This window comes from Candidatus Enterococcus willemsii, assembly GCF_009933335.1.
GTDB classification, from domain to species: Bacteria; Bacillota; Bacilli; order Lactobacillales; family Enterococcaceae; genus Enterococcus_F; species Enterococcus_F willemsii.
Genome location: NZ_MAEL01000003.1, coordinates 1 through 17,577, shown reverse-complemented (window position 1 = coordinate 17,577; position 17,577 = coordinate 1). Strand labels below are relative to the sequence as shown.

Below are 17,577 nucleotides of genomic sequence, written 5' to 3'. Positions count from 1 at the left end.
TTGTGTTTATTTGTTAAATTTTTTAGAACCTAGTTTCATATGAAATTGAGGATCTTTAGGTGTAGATGGGTCTACTCCACGTAAGCTTGGAATTTTTGCGCAAATCAATTGTAGCGGAATAATAAAATTAAATGTTAGAAAATCACTACTTTGAATAGTTGGTAACACCAAATCGGCATGTTCAGATTCATACGTCGTTAGTAAAAAGATAGTCTCTGACCATTCAGATAAGACTTCCTTCATTTTCTTTGAACGTGGTTCGCTACCATCATCTAAAATGAAAACTGTCGATTTTTCATCAATAGCATTATAAATCCCGTGAATAAACTCTTCAAATTCATATCCCGTAACCGGACAACGCATCGTTTCCAATAATTTCAACGCGCTTTCTAAGATATCACCGTAATTATTTGCTGGACCGGTAATCCGGATTTCCTGAGAATTAGCTAAACGTTCTTTATTTTGTTCAATCCACTCTTCCGAAGCATCATAGACACCTTTAAAATGTTCCGCAGCTTTTTTCACCTCTTCAACCTTTTCCGTAAATGTATCTAATGTTAACCTATTTTGCTCCAAACCAATCGATAAAGCTAATAATAAAAGGTTTAATTTTGTACAATAAAACCCTTTTGTTTTAGCTCCTGCTAATTCTTCTCCACAATAAACAGTTAAAATATAATCGGCGACCTCATCAATAAAAGCACCCTCTGCTCCTGCCATTGATGCAGTAAGACATCCTTTGCTTTTTGCCAATTTCATTGCATTGTACGTTGAGTAACTACTTCCTCCTTGAGAAATTCCAACAACTAAAGTTTGTTCATTATCCATTAAGAATGTATCTTCATTCATTTCAAATGGATACATCGCTACCACTTCCATTTGTAGAAGGTGTTGTAATTGTCTGCTCATTTGTAACCCTGAATGGTAACTTGTTCCAGAACCAGTTAAAATAATTTTATTAATCGAGGCTTTCTTAATCTCACGAAACAATTCAGGTGCTTTCTCAATAATTTCCAACATTTTTTCTGGGGTCTCTAACATGTAATTTTCAATTGTAGACATATTCATTCTCCTTTGTATTATAAAATATTGAATAGATGCATCACGATTCCAAACACAATAATTCCTAGTGTTAACCACGTAACGCTAAATTTTTTCAGTAGTCGATAAATTGCAAATGTGAATACTAAAGGTAGCATTTTGGGGAGTATCTGATCTAAAATATCTTGTACAACAATTTCAGCACCACTTAAATTCCATTGCAAAGGTGTTGTAATATCAAGCATCGTTGCTACCATGCCACCCACAACAGATAAACCAATAATCGTAGCAACGGACATAATTTTATCCATCAAACCTTCTTTTTGGATACGATCCAATGAATTCACCCCAACTTGATACCCTAGCTTCAATCCAAAAATTCGCAAGGCAAAATTGGGAATATTAAAAATCAAGAAAAACAACAACGGACCAAATATATTTCCATCCGAAGCTAAAGAAACGCCAATTCCTGCTGCAATAATTCTTAATGTTCCCCAAAAAATGGAATCACCAATCCCTGCCAATGGTCCCATTAGTGATGTTTTTACAGCACTAATTGATTGCTCATCAAACCCTGGATTATTCGAATTTTCTTCTTCCATCGCTGAAGAAATGCCCAAAATAAATGGCACAACAGCTGGTGTTGTATTAAAAATCTCCAAATGCCTAGTAAGCGATTGGACTTGATCTTCTTTTTTAGAATATAATTTCCGAATAATGGGTACCATTGAATATGCATATCCAATATTCTGCATACGTTCATAGTTAAACGCTCCTTGTAATGCAAACGAACGCCAGAACATACTGCGTAATTCTTTTTTCGATACTTTATTCAAAATCAATCTCCCCTTCCGTTAGATTGCTCTCAACAACAACACTCTCTTTTTTAGGTTCAATATAAAAATGTAAAATTAAAGAAATACATGCAGCGAATAGTGCAATGGCTGTAATATTAATTCCTAAAAAGGCAGCTGCTAAAAACCCTAAAAAGAAAAATGGCGCCATTTTTCTTGAAAAAAGCATGTCCATTAATAAAGCAAAACCAATAGCTGGTAATAAACGTCCCGCAACTGCCATACCATCTAATAATACTTTCGGTACTGCTTCGATCAAATTAGATACTTGATCAGCACCTAATAAAACTGCTAAAAATGTCGGTAAGAAGGTACTTAAAAAGAAGAGACTTACTGGTATCCACATCGAAATGGCAATTCCTTTAAAGTTAGCTTCTTGAGCATACTTATCCGCTTTATGAGCAAAATAAGTATTTACAATACGAACAAGAACTCCTAACGATTGTGCTAAGACAGCAATCGGTACAGCCAAGGCCAAAGCTACTTCAACGCCACTTCCAGAAATAATCGCAAATGCTGTACCTAAAATACCACCAGTAACGATGTCTGGAGGCGTAGCTGCACCAATCCCAGCAATTCCCATCCAAATTAATTCTAGTTGTGCACCAATAATAATTCCTTGTTTCATATCGCCTAAAACTAATCCTACGAATAATCCCATAATTAGAGGTCGATCAAACATCATTTGCCCAAATACACGTCCATCTAAAATACCAATTCCAGCAAGCAATCCTAACATCAAGGCTTGTGCTAACATTTCGATTCCCCCTCTCTAAATATCAAAATCTTTTAGCTCTCGACGACGGTCTCTGGGCAGCATGCGAAATTCTACATCAATTCCCATCTGCTGAATGGCTTTTAAATTTTCAATATCTTTTTCGTCAACAGCAACTAAATCTGTTAATTTTTTCTTACCTTCCGAATATCGTAAGCCACCAATATTTATTTCTTTAATCACATTTCCAGCATTTTCTAATAGCTTTTTCGTATCTTCTGTGTTTTTCGTTAAAACCAGAACATTGCTCTTTTTAGAAGTACTAAATTTTTGAACAATCTCGCCCGATTCTTCCACTCCACGAATATATAAATTGACATTACTTGGCTTGGCTAAGTTTAACGCCATCGCCTTCATTTGATCATTTTTTGCTTCATCGTTAACAACTAAAATAGTGTTTACCCCTAAAGATGAAGTCCACCCAAAAGCAACTTGTCCGTGAATTAAGCGATCATCAATCCTCAATAATGATATCGTCATTTCCTATTCCCCCTTTTGTCAATAACAGTTCATTTACATGAACGATTCCTTTTTTTGCTTCTTCTATTCCTAATGAAACTAGCATTTGACTGTCTGATTCAACTGTTAATACCATACTTAAAATCATTGGTAGACTAACTCCTGTGACTAACTGAAAGGAGTTGTCTTCTAACAGTAACGATGTAAATAAATTCGCTACACTTCCTCCAAACACATCCGTCAATACGATTAATGGTTGGCCTTTTTTTTCCTTCAGGTATTTCCGTACTTCTATTTCAGCACTTTCCGCTGATTTTGATTTTGACATTGAAAAATAATCTAATTGAATATCTTCTCCTGCAATGAGATGAACTGCATCAATAATTCCTTTCGAAAATTCACCGTGGGTAGCAATTAAATAATTCATCTTCTCCCTCCTTTATCTTTTTAAATGCAAAAAACGTGCCAACTAGTGACACGTTACGTAACATACAGAATATTATAAATATAACCAATTTCTTCTAAAGGTACTGTTACACTATATACAGTTTCCAGCACACTAAAGACATCTTGAATCACACGAATTTCTTTTTGATTTTCAAAAGAAAATTGTTCTAAATCTGGAAACTCGGTAATTTCTGAATGACGAATCAATCGTTCAACCATGCAACTAACGTGGACATACATCGCGACTTTTCTTGCATTAGTTAGTAACAAATTGAGCCGTTGTTCCAATTCTTGTATACAAGTTTCCACTAACTCCATAATCCGTTTGGTATCTAAAATAGTGAGTGAATCTATCACACGTATAAGAGAGAAATTTTTAACCAACCGATTATTAATTTCGCGAATTTCTTGTTCCGATAACAAATTCTCAAAGATTTTATGCAGTTGCCCATCCCCATCTCCAGAAATAATATGTTCCAAATACACAAATTCGACTTGAGGAATGTACAAATTATTTGTTCCAATAATTGAAAGAATATCGTATTTCGCTGATAATGCTTCCGTAATGCCTTTTTCCTTCAATTCATTAAACTCAATCGGGATAATATCTACATCTAAAATACCTTCCAAACAAGCATATAGTAACTTTTGAATCTGAATGGCAATTCCTAATCCAGAAAAACAAGTGGTAATAATTGCTCGTTTCTTACTTCTAGCCGGCTGAAATACTTGAACATTTGGCATAATTACATCTTGCATGTTATCCGCAATTTCTAAAATGGACTTTCCTTGTTGCATTAAATTCCCAATTTCTAAAGCCATGGGTGTATTCAATTGATCAATGAACAACAATGGAATGGAAACATTTTGTTTTAGCTCTTCATAAATCATATTTAAAGAACCCATATCAATTAGCAAAATCAGTCCTTGATCAACCAAATGTTCATCAATATATTCGCGTACTTTTTTTGATATATCATGAATAGTCGCTTCAATAGGCATATCAATTCCAGTAAACGTCACATCTCCTAACATACGGTTACAAACATTTGCAATACTGCTAGCTGTCGCATAACCATGAGCGATAATCAGTGCGTCTAACTCAATTTTCCGCTCAGAGCTTTCTAATGTCGCAAAAAAGAGCGCAAATAATAGTTGATCAACCTCTGAAAAATGTATATCCAATCGCTTTTCTATCTCGGGTAGTAGTTTTTGTAACACCCTCATTTCTATTTTATACTGCTGTCTAATAAATAGTTTAAGCGCAGGAGTTATACCTTCTATTATCTGAACACCTTTTAAAATATAGCTATAAATATAGTGAGATAAAAATAGCATAATATTTCCATCATAATGAACTTTATTTTGATCGTCCATTTCTCGGAAAATATCTTGCATCGTTGACAGAATAAACTTTTCTAATGCAACTTGATTTGTCTGCATTTCCTGAAAAACTAATTCATCAATAAATTTAATGACTTGTTGATAAAGCTGCTGTTTAATCTCATAAGGAGTATCCTTTTGAAATTGTTCAAAAACAACATTCATATGTTGCATAAATTTTTTTAATTCATTCGTTGCATTCGAAACTTCCGTCACATGTCCTTCTTTGGAGAAAAAGAAATTATCTCCTCCGACATTTACTAAAGGCCATTGTGCTTCTATTTTTTCATATACTTTTTGAGGCATATCTTTTATCTTAATCTGAATCGTTTCTTCTGAAGAACTTTGAGACAATGCACTACCACATGTATATTTGATCGTATTTTCTAGCTCTCCAATATTTCCAGTATACATAGTTTGTAACAAAATATTCATCACTCTTGGAGTTACTTCAATAGAGCGTTGAATGATTACACTCTCTTTTTTAAATAAATGTTCTATTATTTGTCTTTTTTCTAAAATTGAGCGTTCATTAATCGTAGGAATATAAATTTGTATGGGAATTCGTCGTAAAAAGGTTTGTAAAAATACATTTGTCTTCTCGGTAGTAGCAAATACTAGCCGGACCTTTGCTTGCCGGTCTTTCGTTTCCCCAATTCGCGAAAAATTGCCTTTATCCATAAAAGTGAACAATTTTTCTTGCCCTTCTGCATTGAGTCGATGCACTTCGTCCAGAAACAGCAAACCATTATCCGCTTCTTCTAGTAACCCTTTACGGTTTTCATATGCCCCGGTAAAAGCACCCTTTGCATAACCAAATAATAAACCGGACAGAAGTTCTGGATTATTATAATACTGAGCACAATTTAGCGTAATAAAAGGGGCATTTTCTTCAACTAAATTAGCTTTCACCATATATTGATACATAATCTGAACAAAATAACTTTTCCCTACACCGGTTTCCCCCATCAACATGACCGGTAAGCCATTGCCAGGATAATAAACAGCTGTTTTTAATTGTTCAATTGATTCTGCTAGACTTCCTTCATAACCAATCATTTTTTCAAAGACAGTTTCACTTGGAGTATCTAATATATCACTTATAAGTTGAGACAAACTATTATATTCTGAAACTACTGACAGATTGTATTTTTCTTCAAATGCATACTTTAAAGAAAATAATACTGGACGAGTGTTAATTTTGAATAATATGTTCTGGTTAACCAAATTATTAGCCGCACGACTAGCTTGCGTTCTACCAATATGAAAAAAATCTTCTAATTCAGTAGTTGTAAAAAAAGCGCGATCCAATTCTTTCACTGTAAGCATCTGACACTTTTCATTTGCAAACGAAATAATTTTTTCTTCTAAAGTTTTCATCGCTCTTCCTCCTTTCCTTTCAATTTTAGAGAGAAATGAGACCGATTTCAACCTTCTGACTATAAAATAAAAAGGTTCAAGAGAAAATCTCCTGAACCTTTTCATCCTTACTTGTCACAATCCAACTCGTTCTTCAATCTTATCGACTGTCAAACCAAATTCTTCTTGTAAGAAAGCTGGCGTGCCTACTTGTCCAAAACGTTCATCCACACCTATTCTTTTTAGTGGCACCGCACAAGCGTTTTCTGCTAATGTTTCAGCTACTGCACTACCCAAGCCACCATAAATCGAATGATTCTCAATCGTTATGATTACTTGCTTACCATTCGCTTGTTCCAATAACAATTGCTTATCCAGTGGCTTAATCGTAAACATATCAATAACTGACACAGAGTAGCCTTTGTCTGACAAACGTTTTGCCAATAATAATGTTTCAAATACTAGCTGTCCAGCTGCAACCAACAAAATATCGGTTCCTTCTTGCAATAAATTGCCTTTACCTAACTCAAAAGTTGACCCTGGTTCATAGACTTTATGCACTGCTTTGCGATTGCCACGTACATAATGTACCCCAGTCATCTGACTGAATTCTCGAATAATCCATGCCATTTGAACTTCATCAGCCGCATCACAAATCACAGAATTAGGAATCATCCGCATCAATGCCACGTCTTCCCAAGTAGTATGCGTTCCACCATTAGGACCTGCAGCAAAACCTGGATCAGAACCATAAACATTAATCGTATTCCCCGCATAGCCACCAGAAATAAACATCTGGTCAAACACACGACGCGTCGCAAAAGGTCCAAAAGTATGAATAAATGGGACAAATTTTTCTAAACTCAAACCAGCAGCAACACCAACCATATTTGCTTCAGCAATCCCCATATTAAAGAACCGTTCTTTGCTTGAACCTTCCAGTGAAGTCCATCCACTCGCGCTACCTAAATCTGCATCTAAAGCAATCACTCGGTCATTTTCTTTCATTAATTCCTTGATAGTATCGACCACGACCATGCGTAATTCTTTGCCAATTTCTTGGTTATCTGTCAATTTAAACATGGACTTCACGCTCCTTAATTGATTTTTCTAGCAGCGCAATTGCCTCTTCTGTCGCTTGGTTGATTTCATCATTGTTAAATTTAACGGAATGATTGTCTTGTAACACTTCAAAATAAGGAACTCCTTGTCCTTTGATGCTATCTAACACAAGACACACAGCTTGATCCTCGACGGTTTTTAGTTCATTAATCGCCTCATCGATACCTTGTATATCATGTCCTTTCACACGCAATGTGTAAAAACCAAACGCTTCCATTTTCTTCTGAAAATCAAAAGGGTTCATAATATCTACGGTTAGACCATCTAACTGTTTTTTATTGTCGTCAATAATCACAATACAATTATTTAACTTGAAATGTGCTAGATACTGAAAAGCTTCCCAACATTGACCTTCATTTAATTCGCCATCCCCACAAATCAAATAGACGTAATTTTCTTTTTTATCCAAACGTAGTCCTGTGGCGATTCCTGCTGCGACAGAGGTCCCTTGTCCTAACGAACCCGTTGTTGCATCAACACCTGGCGTTTTTAATCGGTCTGGGTGAGACGGCAAATTAGTCCCACCTTCATTGAGGGTTGCTAGCATACTTTTCTCAAAATAGCCCATTTCAGCAAGCATCGCATATAACCCTGGTCCTGCATGTCCTTTTGATAAAACTAAGCGATCGCGCTCTTCCCATTTTGGGTTTTTAGGGTCAATTTTCATTTGCTTTCCATATAAGACAGCTAATAATTCAGCAATTGAAAACGAACCTCCTAAATGACCATACCCCATATTCTTTAATGTTTGTAAGGTATCTAAACGTACTTTATCAGCCAAGACACTTAATTTCGTTACTGTTTGTTCATCCATTTCGGCAAGATGCCTCCTTTTTATTTTGCAGCTTTACGTTTTCCAAAAATCGTCAATAAAATCATCCCTGCTAAGACAGCTACGATACCTGAAATAACGGCAACTTGACCACCCATATTTGCAATGCTTCCCATAAAGATACCCACAACACCATAATCAGTATCAGAGAAAGTCGAACCTGCAAATCCTAAATTACCTAATACAGGCATCAAGAAAATTGGCATAAAGCTAATCAACATCCCTTGTAAGAACGATCCGATAATTGCTCCTCGTAAGCCCCCTGTTGCATTACCATATACACCAGAAGTCGCACCACAGAAGAAATGAGGAACGACGCCAGGTAAAATAATCACTGAACCGGTCATCGCCATAATAATTAAACTCACAATCCCTCCAACAAAACTTGAGAAGAATCCAATTAATACTGCATTTGGTGCATAAGGAAAGACAATCGGACAATCCAATGCTGGAATAGCATTTGGTACCAATCTTTCCGAAATACCTTTAAATGCTGGCACAATCTCTGCTAAAATCAAACGAACTCCTGCTAAAATAATGAAAACCCCAGCAGCAAACGTTCCTGCTTTTTGCAAAGCAAAAATAATATAGTTTGTGCCATCACTTAAATTAGCTGAAATATAATCGCCACCAGCAAATAGTGCCACAATCACATAAACCACTGACATCGTTAAAGTGATACTAACCGTTGAGTCTCTCAAAAATGCCAAACCTTTAGGGAAGTGAATATCTTCTGTTGATTTTTCTTTATTTCCAACCCATTTACCAATTAATCCACTAAATGCATACCCGAAATTACCTGTATGTCCCAGTGCAACAGAATCGTTTTTAGTAATCATACGTGTAAATGGTTGCGCAATTGCTGGGAAAATAGCATTTGCAATACCTAACGCTAAACCACCGACCAATACTAAAACGGCTCCAGTCATACCAGTTGTCGTCAAAATAACAGCAACCAAACATGCCATATAAAGCATCGCATGACCTGTCAAATAGATATATTTGAATTTCGTCAGACGGGCAATCACAATATTAAAGAACATTCCTGCCAACATAATTAAGGCTGTATACGTTCCAAATTCTTCCAAAGCTAATGCCACAATAGCTTCATTATTTGGGACAACACCAGAGACATTAAATGCTTGCTGAAACATTTCACCAAAAGGCTCCAATGAAGCAACAATCACATTTGCCCCCGACGTCACAACTAAGAAACCCACAAATGTTTTGATGCCACCACGCATAATATCGCTAATCGGTTTTTTCTGTAAAATAAGACCTAAAACTGCAATTAATGCCACTAAAATTGCTGGCGTACTAGCAATGTCAATTAAGACCTCTAAAATTCCATTCATCGCCGTTCCTCCTATCACATTAGGTTATTTTCTACTGCAACTTGCTTCACTTTATCTCTCAATTCATCCATATCAATGATGCTATCAAGAACCACAACATTCCCTAAATGCTGCACACTATCCGCCAAATCGCCGCCTACAAAAAAGACATCCGCTAATTCAGGTGCTGCGCTTCCTACATCGTAATGATTCACTTCTACTCCTTGAATTCCTAATTCTGCTAAAACTGTATTAATATTCATTTCAACCATAAAACTTGATCCTAATCCTGATCCACAAACTGCTGCTATTCTCATTGTTATTCTTCTCCTTTTAATATCTCTTGAATTTCTTCTTTCGTTGTTGCTGCTAACAATCGTTCTAAATTATTCGCATTTGATAAAATTTTTGTTAAACTGGCTAATGCTCGTAAATGCGCGTCATTATCTACAGCTGCTAAACAAATGAAAATGTTAATGGCATGTTTTTCATCATCTAATAATAAAACCGGATGAGATGTTTTTAATAAAGACATTCCCAGTTTTTTGACGCCATCTTCTGGTCGTGCATGCGGGAGAGCAATGTTTTTACCAATATGAATAAACGCGCCATATTCTTTTACTTTGTCAATCATTGCAGTGATATAATGTTTTGTAATATTTCCTTGGTTCAATAACGGCTTAGCTGCCATTTCAATCGCTTGTTCCCAAGTTAACTGTTCTTCCGTTAGCTGAATAGTATCAGCCGTAATCAATTCTGAAAGCATGGGTCGATGATCCTCCTTCTTTTTTTGAAGTGTTGTCATTCTTTTGGTTAACACCTCTAATAACTTATCTGTATTTACACCCTCTCGTAAGTGAACGTATGGTTCAATAATTTTCAAAATTTGTTCTGGTGCTAAAACAGCCATTCCAGGTAACAAAAGTTCTTCTTGCACAGTGACAAGCAATCGTTGTTTTTCTTCAATAGACATAATTGGTTGAACTACATACGTTGGCTTATCAGAAGATAATGCAGTGTTGGAAAAAATAACATCATAGTTTTCTTCAGGAATATTTTCTAGTTCTTTCACTGAATTAGTCAAACTAAAATCAATGCTAGGAAATAGTTGCTTCAACTCCGCTTGCATAATTAAAGATGAACTAATGCCATTTGGACACAAAATCAAAGCACGCACTTGACGAGTAAGTTCATCTTTTTGATTTTCTCTTTCACCACCAAATAAAATCGTAAAATACGCTACTTCGTTGTCAGGAATCTCTTTGTTCGCCAATTGTTCTAAAGGTTTTAACGCAACTTTCGTTAACTTAAACAACTCATTGTGCTGGCGTTTGACCGTGTCTGTCCAAGCATTTGGTAAATGAAACCCAAAATAAATTCGGAAAAAAGATGGTACTAAATGATAAAACACATGCAAAATAGTTTGATTTCGGTCTTTAAAATCAATTGCACTAAAGCTTTGAATCCGCTGAACAATTTGTCCCGCACCTTGTAATAAATAATCTAATGCGGGATCTTGAATGCTTCCTTCTACCACCGTCATGACCAATGCTGTCAAAAATAGTTCTTCATTCGGGTAATCAAACTGCGACGTCTCACTCATAAAATATTGAGCAACTTTCACTGCTTGCAAAGATACTAATAATTGCCTTTCATCAGCGGAGAACAGTACACGATGCTGACGAACACGACCACTAAGCAATACAATATAGTGGGCAACTTCTTCCACTCGACTAGGTACCACCGTTAAATTGGCTTTTTGAAGCGCTTGTTTTAACTGTTGACGATAGTGTAAATACTCATTTGCCTCCAATTTTTCCTGTAAGGTGGTCAGTCCCCAATAACCACTTTGACTATCTAGTAGTTCTGAGACAAAATTTCGTCCTAAAACGCGAATGTCTAACTCATTTCCAACCAAGTAGAAACCTTTTTTGCGCTGATAGTCTAAAGTAATGGCTTGCTTGTTTAAACATTCTCTTAACTTTTTGATATCCGCCAAAATCGTATTTTTACTGACTTGTAACAAATCCTGAAAATGGTATACCGATAAATTATCCACTTCTAAAAAGCAATACAGAAAGATGAGTTGTTGGCGCTCAATCTCAGTAAAAATAACATCATAATGAGCAGTTAAAAATTTTAATTCTGCCCAACTAAAAATTATTTTTTCAGGGAATTGAAGGTTATCATTTACAAATCGAAACTCCGGTTGTTTCTTTTTTTTCAAAAAATGATTTACTTCCTGTATCTGCTTATAAAGTCGCTGCGAATCGATCTCAATATATAAAGCTAACTCCTCTAAAGAAAAACAGGAACCATAGAATTTTTTCTGAAATAATTTTTGTAAATGGTAGTCCAACATAAGCTCACCTCCATGTATTCATCATAATTTAAAAGCGTTTCCATTCAAAGCTCGTTTGAGTCCAATTTGATTATGTAAATTTTAATTCATTAGACCGAAGTTACATAAAACAAGTCTTATCATACAAAAAAACCATATACATGTCATTTAAAATAACACATATATGGTCTTCATTATTCATTGATCCAAGCTAAAACTCGTTGTATCCACTGATCCCAAAAGGCCCAGTCATGCTCACCTGGTCCATCTTCAAACGTCACCATTAAGCCTTGCTCTTGCATCTTTTTCATCGCATACGTATTTGCTGGATATAAAGCATCTTCTGTGCCACAAGTGATAAAAAATCGTGGTGCTGTCTTGATTTTTTGTTGAGAAATTAAATAAATCAAATCATTTTCAGAACCTTTTATTTCATCTAGTGGACCAAAAATACCTTCCCAATAAACTTTTCCACGAATTTCTAACAAATTATCCACACTTTCTGCTAAAGCCAAAGCACCAGAAAGTGAAGCAACCGCTGCAAAACGTTCGGGATGACGCAAGCCTAACTTCATTGCTCCATAACCACCCATGGACAAACCGGCGGCAAATGTTTTTTCACGTTTGGTCGTCAACTGTGGAAACAACTCATGACAAATTACCGGTAATTCTTCAGAAATAAATGTCCAATAGTTCATATCATACGTCGTGTCCGTATACCAGCCCAAATCAGTTGATGGCATAATAACAGCCATCTCCATTCCTGATACGTAACGCTCAATAGAGGTTCGTCTCGCCCAAACACTATGATTTCCCTGCATACCATGTAATAAATATAAGACAGCGATATCTTCAGTTGCACCTTTTGTATTTGTTCCTAAACGTTTTTTCGTCTGCTGAGGAAGAATTACATTGAGCATGACTTCCATTTCCAAAACATTTGAATATACATTTACTTGTAAAAATGCCATTTTATTCCCTCACAATCCTATTTACTACATCTATTGTAGCACTTTTTTCCGTAAGGTTTGTGTAATAATTAGTGCTAAAATAATTAAAGCAATTGCTAAAGCATACACCGTATGCAAGCCTTGATACAAAATTTCTCGTAGTGGACCACGAACCTCCTCTGACAATAATTTTGCTGTTTGTGGATTGACCAATTGATTCATGATGTCAGGATCACTTGCTAAACTTGTTCCTGCTAACTTAGAAGAAATCACCATATTCAATGTAATACCAAACACTGAAACCATAACCGTTTGACCAATCGTACGCGCTAAAGTATTAAATGAAGTGGCCATTCCCAGTTGAGTAGTAGGAACGCTGTTTTGAGACATAATCGTTGTTACCACTGTAGTCGCTCCCATTCCAATCCCAATTATTGCCGAGATGAAGAAAAACAATGCAAAAGGCGTTTGGGTAGGTGCTAAAAATAAACCTAAGCCCCCTATTAAAACAATTAATAAACTCGTTGATAATACCCAATTTAACGTTTTGGTGGTCATCCATCGACTAGACATTGATGATCCCCAAACCCATAATATGGACAATGGCGCTAAAACTAGCCCCCCAATTCCAGCACTTAATCCTAAAACTCCTTGCATCCACATTGGAATATAAACTTCGACACCCATTAAAAAACCACTAGCCAAAGCTGCGACTAAATTCACCACAACAAATACGTGATTCTTGAATAAATCTAAAGAAATAACTGGATCTTCTGCACGTTTTTCGATAGCAATAAAAATGATACATGCAATAATTGTTACGCCAAATAATGCCAACACTTGCCATTGGAAACCACTATCACTTAAATATTGGAAACCTAATAACAAACTTAGAAGCATTGCCATTAAAAAGAAGCTACCTAAGAAGTCCATCCGTTGCGTACTTTTTGCTCTTTTAGGTTCAATTAAAAAGATGACAATCATAGCAATTAAAATAAAACCAATCGGTACATTGATAAAGAATATCCAATGCCAGCCAACAGTATCAACGATAAAACCGCCAGCTAAAGGCCCCACGACACTTGCAATTCCCCACGCAGTACTATTTAATCCCAACATACGTGCGCGTTTTTCTGAATCATATAAATCAGCTAAAATTGTCAAAGCAACCGGCATCATTGCGCCAGCACCAATTCCTTGAATTGCTCGTGAAACAATTAAAGTTAACATAGTATTCGAAAAGCCACATAAAGCAGAACCAATAATAAAAATTGCTGTTCCAAAAATAAAAATAGGTTTTCGTCCAACTTTATCAGCTAACTTCCCATAAATTGGTGTTAACATTGCATTTGTCAATAAATAAATTGAAAAGACCCAATTCATGATTTCAATCCCATGTAATGATCCCACAATTGTTGGCATAGCAGTTGTCACAATTGTACCTTCAACTGCAGTCATAAATGTTGCAACAAAAATGGCAATTGTTACTAGCAACACATTTGTTTTTCTTTCCATAATTTCACTCCTTATTTATATGTTATAAAAAAATAAAACGACCCCCATTGATTACCATCAATAGAGGTCGCCTCTTTTATTCCTTCACACTTGCCAATAGAGCTTCAACTTTATCAGTTTGTTCCCAAGGTAAGTTGACATCTGTACGACCAAAGTGTCCATATGCTGCTGTTTGTCGATAAATTGGACGACGTAAGTCAAGCATTTGAATAATCCCCGCTGGACGTAAATCAAAGTTTTCACGAACTGCTTCAACTAATTTCTCTTGAGAGACCTTGCCTGTGCCAAAGGTATCAATTGATATTGACACTGGTTGTGCTACACCAATCGCATAAGCTAATTGTACTTCAACTTTTGAAGCTAGCTTAGCTGCCACAATATTTTTAGCAATATATCGCGCGGCATAACTCGCAGAACGATCAACTTTTGTTGCATCTTTTCCTGAGAATGCACCACCACCATGACGAGCATATCCACCATAAGTATCAACAATAATTTTACGTCCGGTTAATCCAGCATCCCCTTGAGGTCCACCAATGACAAAACGTCCAGTTGGATTAATATAATATTTTGTTTGTTCATCTAATAATTCAGATGGAATAACTTCTTTAATTACTTTTTCAATGATATCACGATGAATGGTCTCATTATCGGCCGCATCATCATGTTGTGTACTGATAACGACTGTATCCACACGATGAGGTTTTCCTTCATCATCATACTCGACAGTCACTTGTGATTTCGCATCTGGACGTAAATAATCTAATTCTTCTGATTTACGTAATTCTGCTAAACGTCTCACTAAACGATGACTAAGAGCAATCGGTAAAGGCATTAATTCCGGTGTTTCATCTACTGCAAAACCAAACATCAAGCCTTGATCGCCAGCCCCGATTTCATCTAAAATATCTTTTTTCTCTTCTCTGACTTCTAACGCCGTATCTACACCTTGAGCAATATCTGGTGATTGTTCGTCAATTGCTACCAACACTGCTACCGTATCGCCATCAAATCCATACTTTGCACGAGTATAGCCAATATCTTTGATTGTTTGTCGTACAACTTTTTGAATATCTACATAAGCTGTAGTCGAAACTTCTCCAAAAACTAAAACTAATCCCGTAGTAACTGAAGTCTCACAAGCAACACGTGCTGCTGGATCCTTCTCCAATAATGCATCTAAAATTGCGTCACTAATTTGGTCAGCAACTTTGTCAGGATGCCCTTCAGAAACTGATTCTGAAGTAAATAAATGTCTTTCTCTCATGATGATTCCCCCTAAATAATTGTCGGTTACAAGGCATCTTCATTTACTTAGTAAATGAATCCTTTCGGGAACTTGCCACGGTCTGATTATAGCAGAAACAATGATTTACTAAAAAAGAATCATTGTTACCTACGCAATACGAACTGTCAGCATAAGTTCTCTTATAACTTAAAAAAAAGAAGCATCCAAAAATGAATGCTTCGATGATCCGTACGGGATTCGAACCCGTGTTACCGCCGTGAAAGGGCGGTGTCTTAACCGCTTGACCAACGGACCATGCGTAACGGAGAAGGAGGGATTTGAACCCTCGCGCCGATTTCTCGACCTACACCCTTAGCAGGGGCGCCTCTTCAGCCTCTTGAGTACTTCCCCAAAACCAAAAGATAATTTGATTTTAATGGGCCTAAATGGACTCGAACCATCGACCTCACGCTTATCAGGCGTGCGCTCTAACCAGCTGAGCTATAGGCCCCTATTAATAATAAAACAAAGCGGGTGACGAGAATCGAACTCGCGATAACAGCTTGGAAGGCTGTAGTTTTACCACTAAACTACACCCGCGAAAGGTGTAATGGCGCGGGACAGAATCGAACTGCCGACACATGGAGCTTCAATCCATTGCTCTACCAACTGAGCTACCGAGCCAAAAATAACGGTCTGGACGGGACTCGAACCCGCGACCTCCTGCGTGACAGGCAGGCATTCTAACCAACTGAACTACCAAACCAATATTTCTTGTTTTACAATCCAAAGATTGTAATTGCGGGAGCAGGATTTGAACCTACGACCTTCGGGTTATGAGCCCGACGAGCTACCAGACTGCTCCATCCCGCGATAATATAAAATGTGTTACAAAGGAGGATAAGGGATTCGAACCCTTGCACGGTTTTACCCGCCTGACGGTTTTCAAGACCGTTCCCTTCAGCCGGACTTGGGTAATCCTCCATAAAATATAAATGATCCGTACGGGATTCGAACCCGTGTTACCGCCGTGAAAGGGCGGTGTCTTAACCGCTTGACCAACGGACCTTGATTATAATGGGCCTAAATGGACTCGAACCATCGACCTCACGCTTATCAGGCGTGCGCTCTAACCAGCTGAGCTATAGGCCCAAATAACAAAACAAAAGCGGGTGACGAGAATCGAACTCGCGATAACAGCTTGGAAGGCTGTAGTTTTACCACTAAACTACACCCGCATGGCGGTCTGGACGGGACTCGAACCCGCGACCTCCTGCGTGACAGGCAGGCATTCTAACCAACTGAACTACCAAACCATGATTTTGTTTTGTTTCGCAATCAATGATTGCAATTGCGGGAGCAGGATTTGAACCTACGACCTTCGGGTTATGAGCCCGACGAGCTACCAGACTGCTCCATCCCGCGATAATATAAAATGTGTTCAAAGGAGGATAAGGGATTCGAACCCTTGCACGGTTTTACCCGCCTGACGGTTTTCAAGACCGTTCCCTTCAGCCGGACTTGGGTAATCCTCCATAAAATACATACAATGCCACAATGGACCTTGTAGGACTCGAACCTACGACCGGACGGTTATGAGCCGTCTGCTCTAACCAACTGAGCTAAAGGTCCAGGCTCTAAATCAATCGCGGCGGAGGGGATCGAACCCCCGACCTCCCGGGTATGAACCGGACGCTCTAGCCAGCTGAGCTACACCGCGAAAAAGTAAAACAATCATTTATTTAAATGATATGGAGCCTAGCGGGATCGAACCGCTGACCTCCTGCGTGCAAAGCAGGCGCTCTCCCAGCTGAGCTAAGGCCCCATGAAACTATGTATCGGGAAGACAGGATTCGAACCTGCGACCCCTTGGTCCCAAACCAAGTGCTCTACCAAGCTGAGCTACTTCCCGTTATTACTACGCGCCCAAGAGGAGT

14 protein-coding genes, 18 tRNA genes and 1 riboswitch are annotated in these 17,577 nt (G+C 37.5%); all 32 genes read right to left on the bottom strand.

Annotation, left to right across the window (positions count from 1 at the left end; genetic code table 11):
• Positions 1-6: 6 nt before the first annotated feature.
• Entirely contained in the window at positions 7-1,062 is a 1,056-nt protein-coding gene (locus BAU17_RS00460) for an SIS domain-containing protein (RefSeq protein WP_161900845.1), read from the bottom strand.
• A 17-nt stretch (positions 1,063-1,079) separates the two neighbouring features.
• Entirely contained in the window at positions 1,080-1,877 is a 798-nt protein-coding gene (locus BAU17_RS00455; protein ID WP_161900844.1) for a PTS system mannose/fructose/sorbose family transporter subunit IID, read from the bottom strand.
• On the bottom strand, positions 1,870-2,652 hold the full coding sequence (locus BAU17_RS00450) for a PTS mannose/fructose/sorbose/N-acetylgalactosamine transporter subunit IIC (RefSeq protein ID WP_161900843.1): 783 nt from the start codon (positions 2,650-2,652) through the stop codon (positions 1,870-1,872). Before BAU17_RS00450 ends, BAU17_RS00455 begins: the two co-directional genes overlap by 8 nt.
• Positions 2,653-2,667: 15 nt before the next feature.
• A complete protein-coding gene (locus BAU17_RS00445; protein ID WP_161900842.1) occupies positions 2,668-3,150 on the bottom strand; it encodes a PTS sugar transporter subunit IIB in 483 nt (160 codons plus the stop codon).
• Complete coding sequence (locus BAU17_RS00440) at positions 3,125-3,556, bottom strand: PTS sugar transporter subunit IIA (protein ID WP_161900841.1); 432 nt, start codon at positions 3,554-3,556, stop codon at positions 3,125-3,127. Before BAU17_RS00440 ends, BAU17_RS00445 begins: the two co-directional genes overlap by 26 nt.
• A 53-nt stretch (positions 3,557-3,609) precedes the next feature.
• Positions 3,610-6,339: a sigma 54-interacting transcriptional regulator gene (locus BAU17_RS00435; protein ID WP_161900840.1), complete on the bottom strand. Its 2,730-nt coding sequence runs from the start codon at positions 6,337-6,339 to the stop codon at positions 3,610-3,612.
• Positions 6,340-6,453: 114 nt separating this feature from the next.
• Positions 6,454-7,401, bottom strand: a complete 948-nt coding sequence (locus tag BAU17_RS00430; RefSeq protein ID WP_161900839.1) for a transketolase family protein — start codon at positions 7,399-7,401, stop codon at positions 6,454-6,456.
• Positions 7,394-8,254 (bottom strand): transketolase, encoded by an 861-nt coding sequence (locus BAU17_RS00425; protein ID WP_161900838.1) that lies wholly within the window; start codon positions 8,252-8,254, stop codon positions 7,394-7,396. The genes BAU17_RS00430 and BAU17_RS00425 overlap by 8 nt, the downstream gene beginning before the upstream one ends.
• 20 nt (positions 8,255-8,274) lie before the next feature.
• Positions 8,275-9,627: a PTS ascorbate transporter subunit IIC gene (locus tag BAU17_RS00420; RefSeq protein ID WP_161900837.1), complete on the bottom strand. Its 1,353-nt coding sequence runs from the start codon at positions 9,625-9,627 to the stop codon at positions 8,275-8,277.
• A gap of 14 nt (positions 9,628-9,641) precedes the next feature.
• Positions 9,642-9,923, bottom strand: a complete 282-nt coding sequence (locus BAU17_RS00415; protein WP_161900836.1) for a PTS sugar transporter subunit IIB — start codon at positions 9,921-9,923, stop codon at positions 9,642-9,644.
• Between the two features lie 2 nt (positions 9,924-9,925).
• A complete protein-coding gene (locus BAU17_RS00410) occupies positions 9,926-11,833 on the bottom strand; it encodes a BglG family transcription antiterminator (protein ID WP_237579056.1) in 1,908 nt (635 codons plus the stop codon).
• Positions 11,834-12,141: 308 nt separating this feature from the next.
• Positions 12,142-12,918 carry an alpha/beta hydrolase gene (locus BAU17_RS00405; RefSeq protein ID WP_161900834.1) on the bottom strand — a complete coding sequence of 259 codons (777 nt, stop codon included), beginning with the start codon at positions 12,916-12,918 and terminating at the stop codon, positions 12,142-12,144.
• 30 nt (positions 12,919-12,948) lie between these two features.
• Positions 12,949-14,412: an MDR family MFS transporter gene (locus BAU17_RS00400; protein WP_161900833.1), complete on the bottom strand. Its 1,464-nt coding sequence runs from the start codon at positions 14,410-14,412 to the stop codon at positions 12,949-12,951.
• A gap of 76 nt (positions 14,413-14,488) precedes the next feature.
• Positions 14,489-15,679: a methionine adenosyltransferase gene (gene metK, locus BAU17_RS00395; RefSeq protein ID WP_161900832.1), complete on the bottom strand. Its 1,191-nt coding sequence runs from the start codon at positions 15,677-15,679 to the stop codon at positions 14,489-14,491.
• Positions 15,677-15,762, bottom strand: a riboswitch (SMK box riboswitch). (Overlaps the previous gene by 3 nt.)
• Positions 15,763-15,883: 121 nt before the next feature.
• Positions 15,884-15,955, bottom strand: a tRNA-Glu gene (locus BAU17_RS00390).
• A gap of 8 nt (positions 15,956-15,963) precedes the next feature.
• A tRNA-Ser gene (locus tag BAU17_RS00385) sits at positions 15,964-16,051 on the bottom strand.
• Positions 16,052-16,077: 26 nt separating this feature from the next.
• Positions 16,078-16,151 (bottom strand) — tRNA-Ile (locus BAU17_RS00380).
• A gap of 18 nt (positions 16,152-16,169) precedes the next feature.
• Positions 16,170-16,240: transfer RNA gene (locus tag BAU17_RS00375), tRNA-Gly, on the bottom strand.
• A gap of 11 nt (positions 16,241-16,251) precedes the next feature.
• Positions 16,252-16,324: transfer RNA gene (locus BAU17_RS00370), tRNA-Phe, on the bottom strand.
• A gap of 8 nt (positions 16,325-16,332) precedes the next feature.
• Positions 16,333-16,406: transfer RNA gene (locus BAU17_RS00365), tRNA-Asp, on the bottom strand.
• A gap of 33 nt (positions 16,407-16,439) precedes the next feature.
• Positions 16,440-16,513 (bottom strand) — tRNA-Met (locus BAU17_RS00360).
• 21 nt (positions 16,514-16,534) lie between these two features.
• A tRNA-Ser gene (locus BAU17_RS00355) sits at positions 16,535-16,624 on the bottom strand.
• Between the two features lie 12 nt (positions 16,625-16,636).
• Positions 16,637-16,708 (bottom strand) — tRNA-Glu (locus BAU17_RS00350).
• 10 nt (positions 16,709-16,718) lie between these two features.
• Positions 16,719-16,792, bottom strand: a tRNA-Ile gene (locus BAU17_RS00345).
• Between the two features lie 15 nt (positions 16,793-16,807).
• Positions 16,808-16,878, bottom strand: a tRNA-Gly gene (locus BAU17_RS00340).
• Position 16,879: 1 nt separating this feature from the next.
• Positions 16,880-16,956, bottom strand: a tRNA-Asp gene (locus tag BAU17_RS00335).
• 35 nt (positions 16,957-16,991) lie between these two features.
• Positions 16,992-17,065 (bottom strand) — tRNA-Met (locus BAU17_RS00330).
• A 20-nt stretch (positions 17,066-17,085) separates the two neighbouring features.
• Positions 17,086-17,175, bottom strand: a tRNA-Ser gene (locus tag BAU17_RS00325).
• 23 nt (positions 17,176-17,198) lie between these two features.
• Positions 17,199-17,272, bottom strand: a tRNA-Ile gene (locus BAU17_RS00320).
• A 14-nt stretch (positions 17,273-17,286) separates the two neighbouring features.
• Positions 17,287-17,360: transfer RNA gene (locus BAU17_RS00315), tRNA-Met, on the bottom strand.
• A gap of 32 nt (positions 17,361-17,392) precedes the next feature.
• A tRNA-Ala gene (locus BAU17_RS00310) sits at positions 17,393-17,465 on the bottom strand.
• Positions 17,466-17,478: 13 nt separating this feature from the next.
• Positions 17,479-17,552: transfer RNA gene (locus tag BAU17_RS00305), tRNA-Pro, on the bottom strand.
• Positions 17,553-17,577: the final 25 nt, after the last annotated feature.